We start from the raw sequence: 9,443 nt of genomic DNA, 5'->3' as shown, positions 1-9,443 counted from the left end.
ATCGACGGGGAGGTTTGGCACCTCGATGTCGGCTCATCGCATCCTGGGGCTGTAGTAGGTCCCAAGGGTTGGGCTGTTCGCCCATTAAAGCGGTACGCGAGCTGGGTTCAGAACGTCGTGAGACAGTTCGGTCCCTATCCATCGCAGGCGTAGGAAATTTGAGAGGATCTGACCCTAGTACGAGAGGACCGGGTTGGACAAACCGCTGGTGTACCAGTTGTCTCGCCAGAGGCATAGCTGGGTAGCTACGTTTGGAAGTGATAAGCGCTGAAAGCATCTAAGCGCGAAGCCTACCTCAAGATGAGATTTCCCACAGCGTAAGCTGGTAAGACTCCAGAGAGAATATCTGGTAGATAGGCTAGAAGTGTAAGTGCCGTGAGGTATTTAGCGGACTAGTACTAATAGGTCGAGGGCTTGACCTAAATAAAGACGAAAATCTTCACTGTGTAGTTTTGAGAGAGCAAAGTATCATTTAAAGTTTAAGTAGGAAAAGTACTTAAATAGATAAAGGATATATTGTTTACTCAACAATTACATATTTTCTCGGTGATAATAGCGGAGGGGTCACACCCGTTACCATTTCGAACACGGTAGTTAAGTCCTCCAGCGCTGATGGTACTTGGACCAGAGGTCCTGGGAGAGTAGGTCGTCGCCGGGATTTTTCTTATTGTTCCTCGATAGCTCAATGGTAGAGCACCTGGCTGTTAACCAGGGGGTTGCTGGTTCGAGCCCAGCTCGAGGAGCCATAAAATTGGTTATCAAAAAGTATTTACTGAAAATGTAAATACTTTTTTTGTATTTAAAAATGATTTAAGGTATAATTAATATTACTGTAAAGGATGTGTCTGATGCTATACATAGTAATTATTCTCATGATTATAGGTTTAGTTGGAATTATAATTCCTGGAATACCAGGGATAGGTTTAATGTTTTTAGCAAGCCTAGGATATGCTTACATGACTGAATTTCTTGATGTTAGTATTAAAATGATTATATTCTTTGGGATCTTAACTATTATATCTTTTATATTTGATTATGTAGCTAGCCTACTAGGAGCAAAAAGATTTGGTGCTTCTAAATATGGAATTATAGGAGGGTTTTTAGGAGGTATAATAGGATTAATTACTTTAAATATACCTGGCTTACTTTTAGGACAGTTTGTAGGTACTTTAATAGGTGAGTTAGTAATTGGAAAAAAATTCGATTCATCAATTAAATCGGGTATTGGAACTATAATTGGGTATGTTCTAGGAGTAGTAATAAATATGACAATTGGACTTTTAATATTAAGTTTATTTTTATGGAGCATTTGGAAGGGATGAACTACATCTATATTATTGAATGTAAAGATGGAACTTTGTATACTGGTTGGACGAATAATTTAACAAAACGAATTAATACCCATAATAAGGGTAAGGGAAGTAAATATACACGTTCACGCTTCCCCGTTGTTTTAAAATACTTTGAACTATTTACATCTAAAGGTGAGGCTTTAAGACGAGAATATGAAATCAAGAAAATGTCTCGAATAGAAAAATTAAATTTAATTAACAATGATAAAGATAACTTTAATTAGGAGGTTAAATAGTGGTTTATATTTTTGGACATACAAATCCTGATACAGATTCAGTTTCTTCTGCAATCGCCTTATCATATTTAAAGAATAAGATTGGATTAAAAACAACTCCCTATATACTTGGAAGTATTAATAAAGAAACAGGGTATGTGCTTGATTTTTTTGGTATTGATCAACCTAAATTACTTGATAATGTTAAAACTCAAGTAAAGGATTTAAATTATGATAAATTAAGAGGGGTAAGACCTGAAGAATCAATGATACATGCGTACAGATTAATGGAAAAGCATAATACAAGAACTTTACCAATTGTAGATGATGAAAATACTTTATTAGGTATAGTGACTATGAAAGATATTGCTATGTACTTGATTAAAGGAGATTTTTATCATCTTAAGACACAACTAAAAAACATTGTATATAATCTTGATGGTGCTATTTTAATTGGTGAAAATAAAGAAATAGAAGGAAACATCTCAGTAATATCCTATTACCATGAAACTATTGTAAAAGATAAAATACTTGATGAAAATAGTATCGTAATAGTAGGAGATCGGTATGACATAATTGAATATGCAATTAATAGTGGAGTGGAACTCATTATTGTCACTGGAGGAAATGATATTCCTAACAAATATATTGAGCTTGGTAAAAGTAAAGGGGTAAGTATGATTTTAGTTAATAATGACACATATACTACTTCTATGCTTTTAAATCAATGTAATTACATATCTTCAATAATGAAAAAAAACATTGTTAAGTTTAATGAAACTGAATATTTAGATGATGTCAAAGAAGAACTTTCAAATACAAAATATTATGACTATCCAGTGGTTAATGAAAAAAATAAATTATTAGGATTTATAAGTAGAAGACATATTTTAAGTCCAGAAAAGAAAAATGTTATATTAGTAGATCATAATGAATATACGCAAAGTGCTGAAGGATTAAGGCAGGCAGAAATATTAGAAATAGTAGATCATCATAAGATAGGGGACATAGTAACTCAAACACCAATTAACTTTAAAAATATGCCTGTGGGTAGTACGTGTACAATTATATATTACATGTTTAAAGAATATAATGTTCCATTAAATGAAGAAATTGCGGGCTTATTATGTTCTGGGATAATCTCTGACACCTTACTTTTTTTATCTCCTACAACTACCATTTTAGATAAAAATGCTTTAAGTGAATTAAATAAAATTTTAAACCTGGATATTGATAAATTTGCTATGGATATGTTTCGAGCAGGAAGTTCTCTTGAAGGCCAAAGCATCGAAGAAATTTTTTATAAAGATTTTAAAGAGTTTAATATAGGTGAAAATAAAATAGGTATAGGTCAAGTATTTACTTTAGATATCGAAGATGTATTTAATAGAAAAAACGAATTTATTAATTACATAGATAAAGTCAATAATCAAAAGAATTATTTCTTAACAATTATATTAGTTACAGATATTTTGAAAAATGGTTCTTATATTTTATTTAAAAGCTCTAATAATAGTGTCATACAGAAAGCTTTTGATCAAATTCCAATTCAAGGTATGTTTGTTGAAAACTTAGTATCACGTAAAAAACAAGCTATACCTAGGATATTAGACGCAATAAATTTACTTGGATAAAAATATTAAGTTGGGGTTAGATATGGTGAAAAATGAAGAAAGTATTCATATATTTACATTTATTGTAGAAGATATATTTACTTCATATACAATAAAAGAATTTTTAAAAAATAAATTTTTTTCTGATGCCTTGCTAATTAAAATTAAGAAGGAAGGAAAAGTGTATTTAAATAATAATCCGGTGCGACTTTATCAAAAGCTTAAAGGCTTTGATCAACTAATGGTGGATATTGGTGAAGAGCTTTATGATGAAAGTCCATTTGAAAAACCCTTAGAAATCATTTATGAAGATAATGATTTATTACTTATTAATAAAGATCCTTTTCTGGTTACTCATCCTACAAGAAATAATCTACATAATACATTAGCAAATGTAATAGCATTTTACTTTCAGCAAAACAATCTAAAGGCAAAGTTTAGGTTCATTAATCGGCTTGATAAAAATACTTCAGGTGTAATCATGGTTTCTAAAAATTTACATGCTCACAATTTTGTACAAAATCAAATCCGAGAGCAAAAGGTAAAAAAAGTATACTGGGCCGTAGTAGAGGGAAAAATGAAAAACAAGCAAGGACTAATAAATGCACCTATTGCAAGAGAAAATACTGATAATATCGTAAGAAAAGTTGCAATTGACGGTAAAGAAGCTTTAACTAGTTACAGGGTTTTAGAAGAATATAACGACTCTTCCTTAGTAGAGCTAAATCCTTTAACCGGAAGAACTCATCAATTAAGAGTTCATATGAAGTACATAGGTCATCCTATAATTGGAGATGACTTATATAATGAAGAAAAAAGTAAGTTTATTAAAAGGCAAGCCTTACATGCTAGAAGTATAGAATTCATTTTACCGAGAGGGAATAAGAATTTATTTCAGATTGCAGAATTAACAGAAGATATTAATAATTTAATTGAAATTCTAAAATGCTGACTACAAAGTTAGCATTTTTTTTGTGAGAAATTTCAGAATTAAATGAGGATTAACACGCAATATGATATAATAGGTAATTGAAGTAACTATTAGCATTTATTAATTTTAACAAAATATGTATTGGGAGTGGTGGTTTTGAAGTGGTATAAAAATTCTATTGCATCAAAAATTATTCTGCCTGTAAGTATGTGTATTATTTTAGGATTTTTAGTTTTAGTTTCGTTCAATTTAATAGGTATTGAAAAGGTTGGTTGGCAAGGAGCTGAAAGGGCTGGTACTGAGGCTACTGATGCAGCTTCATCTAAAATTGAAGCTATTTTACAAAAGCATGTTGGAATTGTCACTTCACTTGCTAATTCCAGAGATGTAATTAATTTTGGAGCAATTACAGGAGAACGTAGTCCGAGTGTATATACGGAAAAGAGTGAATACCAGCAATATTTGCATACTATTAAGGACATTAGCAAGACAGATAAGAATATTGGGAATATTTATTTTGCTTCTGAAAAAAGCCAAAACTTTTTTGATGTCAATGAAAGTACCCAAGATGCTGAGTTTAGAAATGATAATCGCTCATGGTACACTGAAGGTAAACAAGCTGACAAAGTCCATTTTACTAAACCCTATGTGGATGGAGTAACAGGTAAAGATGTATTATCAATAACTGCACCAGTTTATCAAGATTCTAATTATTTAGGATTAATAGTAATGGATATCTTTTTATCAGATATTAAAGAAATTGTGAATGCGATCAAGCCTTATGAAGGAGGCTATGCCTTTTTACTAGATCAAACAGGAACTGTAATAGCTCATCCTGAAGAATCTTTAATTATGACAGATAATTTAACAAAAGAAACTGGTAAATTAGGTGAAATCTATACCAAAATGATTGCTGGCGATACTGGCTGGGATTTAGCCGAACATAATGGTGTCGGACAATATTATTTCTATGAACCTGTCGAATTAACCAATTGGTCTGTAGGTGTAATTATTCCCGAAGAAGTGATAAAAGGGCCTATTAAAAAACAAACTAATTTTGCAATCATGATTTGTTTAATTATTTTAGCTCTTTTAGTAGCGATAATTTATTTTGTAGTTCGTCGTTTAATAAAACCAATTAAAGATTTATCAAAGGTTACAGATGAAGTAGCCAATGGTAATTTAGCGGTGCAGGTAAACTCAGAAGGTAATGATGAAATAGGGAAATTATCTGAGAACTTTGGTAAAATGATTCTGAATTTACGAGAATTAGTACAAGAAGTAATGGGTGGTGCTGAAGAATTAAGTAGATCTAGTGAAGAATTAGCAGCAACTACCCAGGAAATTAATGCCCAAGCAGATAACATAAATTCAAGTACGCAGCAAATTGCAGCTGGGATGGAAGAAACTACAGCGACAACAGAAGAAATAGCAGCCTCAGCCCAAGATTTAAACACGATTGCTTTACGTTTAAGTGACAAGGCAAATGAAGGAAATAGAGTATTAAAAGATATTGAACTAAAAGCAGAAAAAATTAAAACAAATGCAACCAATTCAGAAAAAGTTGTGACTGAGCTATATGGAGAAAAACAACAAATAATTCTAAAAGCTATCGAAGATGGTAAAGTAGTTTCAGAAATTGGGAATATGGCAAAAATTATTTCTGATATAGCTGGTCAAACAAACCTTCTAGCCTTAAATGCAGCAATTGAAGCAGCTAGGGCTGGCGAGCATGGTAAAGGATTTGCTGTAGTGGCGGATGAGGTTAGAAAACTTGCAGAGCAATCTGGAGAAACCGTTGCAAAGATACATAATGTTATAAACCTTGTTCAAGAATCATTTACTAATCTTTCAACAAATGCTAGTGGAATTTTAGAATTTATAGATGAAAAAGTTTTAGGTGATTATAAAGAACTAGTGGAGATTAGTAAAGAATATGAAAACGATGCTGAATTAATTGGTGGCATGATTAAAGACTTTGTCGCTAACACTGAGCAAATTTTATCCTCAACCGAACAAACTAGTTCTGCTATGGAAGAAGTAGCAGCGACAGTTGAAGAATCAAATGCTGGAACTCAGGAAATATCTAATAATATCAATGAAACAACAGGAGCAATTGAAGGTGTAGCTAAAATGTGTGAAAAACAAACTCAATTTGTAGAAAGATTAAATAATATAGTAAATAGATTTACTATTTAGTAATGATTTAATAAAATAAAAGTATATTAAATATGGAACATAGTATCTCAGAACGGAATAAATATAAATAACGCTTGAGAAAACGTTTGGATTAATAAGGAGGGCTAAAATACATGGCTTATAAGGTTTTAGTAGTAGATGACGCTAGCTTCATGAGAATGATGATAAAAGATATATTATCTAAGAATGGTTTTGAAGTAGTTGGTGAAGCTGAAAATGGATTAAAAGCAATAGAAAAATATAAAGAGTTAGAGCCAGATTTAGTAACTATGGATATAACTATGCCGGAATTAGATGGTGTAGAAGCAGTAAAGAAGATTAAAGAAGTAAATCCAAATGCTAAGGTGATTATGTGTAGTGCAATGGGACAGAAAGCAATGGTAATTGAGGCTATTCAAGCAGGGGCGACAGATTTTATAGTCAAACCTTTTCAGGCTGATAGAGTAATTGAAGCAGCTAAAAAAGCATTAGCCTAATTTTGGTCTGGAGGTATGCTTTATGATTTTAAATGAATATATGGATATATTTATTGAAGAAGCTAAAGAGCATTTACAAAATTTAAATAGTGAGTTACTTAATTTAGAGCAAAACCCTAATAAAAGCTCAATTGATGAAATTTTTAGAGCTGCTCATACTTTAAAAGGGATGTCAGCAACTATGGGATTTGAACAAGTTAGTGAATTGACACATAAAATGGAGAATGTTTTAGATTTATTAAGAAGTGATAAATTAGCCTTTTCACAAAATCTTTGCGATGTTCTATTTAAATGTGTTGATGCATTAGAAAAAATGATTAATTCTATAGTTGAGGGTAGTGAAGATAAATATGATATATCAGAATTAGTAGTATTGTTATCTAAACATGAAGAGGGCGAAGCCCCTGTAATTGAAGATAGTGAGCAAAAACAAAGTGAAAGTTTAAACGTAGAGTTAGATAAATACGAAATCAATATTATTAATATAGCCCAAGATCAAAATATGAATGTGTATCATATTCATGTTTTATTTGATGAACAATGTGTTATGAAATCGGTAAGAGCTTTTATGATTTCTAATTCTTTAGAAAGATTAGGAGAAATAATTAAAACAATCCCTACTGCCGAAGATATAGAGGAAGAAAAATTCGATGATGAGATTATAGTGTTTTTAGCTACTAATTATAATAGTGATGATATTAATAAAGAATTAAATAAAATTAGTGAGATATCTGTAAAAGAAATTAAACTAATTGATTTAGAGCAAGAAATAGAGGTAACAGAGGATGCAAATCCAAAAGAGGAAAATAAAAAAGAAGCAACAAAAAATAATAAACTTCATCAAACCGTACGCGTTGATATTGGTAAACTTGATAAACTAATGAATCTAGTTGGTGAGTTAGTAATAAACAAAACACGTCTTGAGCAATTAATTAAGACAAATGATACATCTTCTTTACATGAAACTATAGAGCAAGTTGATAGAATTACCTCGGATTTACAAAATATTGTCATGGATGTACGGATGGTACCTATTGAACAAGTGTTTAATAGATTTCCAAGAATGGTGAGAGATTTAGCTAAAGAACTTGGTAAAGAAGTTAATTTATCCTTAGAAGGAAAGGAAACCGAATTAGATAGAACAGTAATTGATGAAATCGGTGATCCTTTAGTACACTTAATTAGAAATTCTATGGATCATGGAATAGAAAATCCAAGTGATAGAGAAAAGAATGGTAAACCAGCCATGGGTAATTTAAGTTTAATAGCTAAACAAGAAGGTAACTCAATTATTATTATCGTGGAAGATGATGGAAATGGAATTAATATAGAAAAAGTTAAACAAAAAGCAATTGAAAAAGGTATAATAACTGAACAAGAAGCAGAGAGAATGGATGAAAATAGTTTAATAAATCTAATCCTAAGTCCAGGATTTAGCACAGCTGACAAAGTTAGTGATGTTTCAGGTAGAGGCGTTGGGTTAGATGTAGTTAAATCTAAGATAAACTCTTTGAGTGGTAGTATTAGTATTGAAAGTAAGACTAATATAGGTAGTCGCTTCACTATTAAACTTCCTTTAACTTTAGCTATTATTCAAGCTTTAATGGTAAAGGTCGAAGATGAAACGTTTGCTATACCACTTGCAAATATTGATGAAACTACGAGTATTAAGGTTAGTGACATTAAAAATATACAGGGTCAAGAAGTTATGGTTTTAAGAGGTAATGTATTACCTCTTTTAAGATTAACAGATACGTTAAATGTACCGATAGTGGATTCAAGTGAAAAGGATGAACTATTTGTAGTAATAGCAAGAAGAAATGATCAGCAAATAGGATTAGTTGTAAATGAATTAATCGGGCAACAAGAAATCGTTATCAGTTCACTAGGTAAATTACTAAATGGGATACCAGGAATTTCTGGAGCAGCTATATTAGGTGATGGAACAGTTTCCTTAATTTTAGATGTAAATACCTTGTTTTAGGGGGTGTGTAAATGGAAGGATTTCAAGTAGTAGCCTTTCGTCTAGGTGAAGAAGAATATGCAGTTGATATAAATTTTATTAAAGAAATAATTAGACCAACTAAAATGACTAGAGTACCAAAAACTGAGGATTATATTAAGGGAGTTATTAATCTTCGTGGGGTAGTAGTACCAATAATTAGTGACATGATAAACTAAAGTTGTAACACCACATAGAAATAATATATTATTATATTTAAGAAAGTGGTGATACAAAAATGGGTAAGAAAATATATGAAAAATCATTTAAAGAAAAACTAGTAAAATTACATCTTGAAGAAGGCAGATCTGTTGCCAGTTTAACTAAAGAATATGGCCTTGGACAAGGCTCTTTAAATATATGGATTAAAAAACTATCGCAAAGAATGCAGCCAAACAGAAACAGGAACAAAAGATTTAGAATTACTTGATAAAATCAGAAAATTAGAACGTGAAAATAAAGAACTAGAAAAGGAAAATAACTTTTTTAAAAAAGGCAGCAGCATTCTTTGCCAAGGAAATAGAAGATTAATCTATATATTTATTGATGAAAACAAAGATGAATTTGGGCTTAGATGGCTTTTTAAATCGCTTAAACATATATCCAAATGCTTACTACAATTATTTGAAAAAACGTTCCTTAAAACAAGAGATTA

9 protein-coding genes, 1 tRNA gene and 2 rRNA genes are annotated in these 9,443 nt (G+C 31.2%); all 12 read left to right on the top strand.

All coding sequences use genetic code 11. The annotated features are described in order from the left end of the window. A 23S ribosomal RNA gene (locus B8965_RS12115) occupies positions 1-422 on the top strand; the annotation flags it as partial. 120 nt (positions 423-542) lie between these two features. Next, a 5S ribosomal RNA gene (gene rrf, locus B8965_RS12110) occupies positions 543-658 on the top strand. Positions 659-671: 13 nt separating this feature from the next. Beyond that, positions 672-746 (top strand) — tRNA-Asn (locus tag B8965_RS12105). 102 nt (positions 747-848) lie between these two features. After that, positions 849-1,322 (top strand): DUF456 domain-containing protein, encoded by a 474-nt coding sequence (locus B8965_RS12100; protein WP_159446354.1) that lies wholly within the window; start codon positions 849-851, stop codon positions 1,320-1,322. After that, positions 1,319-1,576 carry a GIY-YIG nuclease family protein gene (locus B8965_RS12095; protein WP_084054453.1) on the top strand — a complete coding sequence of 86 codons (258 nt, stop codon included), beginning with the start codon at positions 1,319-1,321 and terminating at the stop codon, positions 1,574-1,576. Before B8965_RS12100 ends, B8965_RS12095 begins: the two co-directional genes overlap by 4 nt. 11 nt (positions 1,577-1,587) lie before the next feature. Beyond that, positions 1,588-3,201, top strand: coding sequence for a putative manganese-dependent inorganic diphosphatase (locus B8965_RS12090; protein ID WP_341451848.1), 1,614 nt, complete (start codon positions 1,588-1,590; stop codon positions 3,199-3,201). Positions 3,202-3,226: 25 nt separating this feature from the next. Continuing rightward, positions 3,227-4,132 carry an RluA family pseudouridine synthase gene (locus tag B8965_RS12085; protein ID WP_159446353.1) on the top strand — a complete coding sequence of 302 codons (906 nt, stop codon included), beginning with the start codon at positions 3,227-3,229 and terminating at the stop codon, positions 4,130-4,132. 135 nt (positions 4,133-4,267) lie between these two features. Continuing rightward, entirely contained in the window at positions 4,268-6,310 is a 2,043-nt protein-coding gene (locus tag B8965_RS12080; RefSeq protein ID WP_084054450.1) for a methyl-accepting chemotaxis protein, read from the top strand. A gap of 113 nt (positions 6,311-6,423) precedes the next feature. After that, a complete protein-coding gene (locus tag B8965_RS12075; RefSeq protein WP_084054449.1) occupies positions 6,424-6,786 on the top strand; it encodes a response regulator in 363 nt (120 codons plus the stop codon). Positions 6,787-6,808: 22 nt separating this feature from the next. After that, the gene (locus B8965_RS12070) at positions 6,809-8,770 is read left to right on the top strand and encodes a chemotaxis protein CheA (RefSeq protein WP_084054448.1); all 1,962 of its coding nucleotides are present in this window, start codon (positions 6,809-6,811) and stop codon (positions 8,768-8,770) included. 11 nt (positions 8,771-8,781) lie between these two features. Further along, the gene (locus tag B8965_RS12065; protein ID WP_084054447.1) at positions 8,782-8,967 is read left to right on the top strand and encodes a chemotaxis protein CheW; all 186 of its coding nucleotides are present in this window, start codon (positions 8,782-8,784) and stop codon (positions 8,965-8,967) included. Positions 8,968-9,026: 59 nt separating this feature from the next. Further along, the gene (locus B8965_RS12060; RefSeq protein WP_084054446.1) at positions 9,027-9,218 is read left to right on the top strand and encodes a transposase; all 192 of its coding nucleotides are present in this window, start codon (positions 9,027-9,029) and stop codon (positions 9,216-9,218) included. The last annotated feature ends 225 nt before the right edge of the window (positions 9,219-9,443 follow it).

It is taken from the genome of Desulfonispora thiosulfatigenes DSM 11270, assembly GCF_900176035.1.
Lineage (GTDB): Bacteria > Bacillota > Peptococcia > Peptococcales > Desulfonisporaceae > Desulfonispora > Desulfonispora thiosulfatigenes.
The sequence above is the reverse complement of the archived record's forward strand: the minus strand, read 5'-3'. Positions and strand labels throughout refer to the sequence as shown.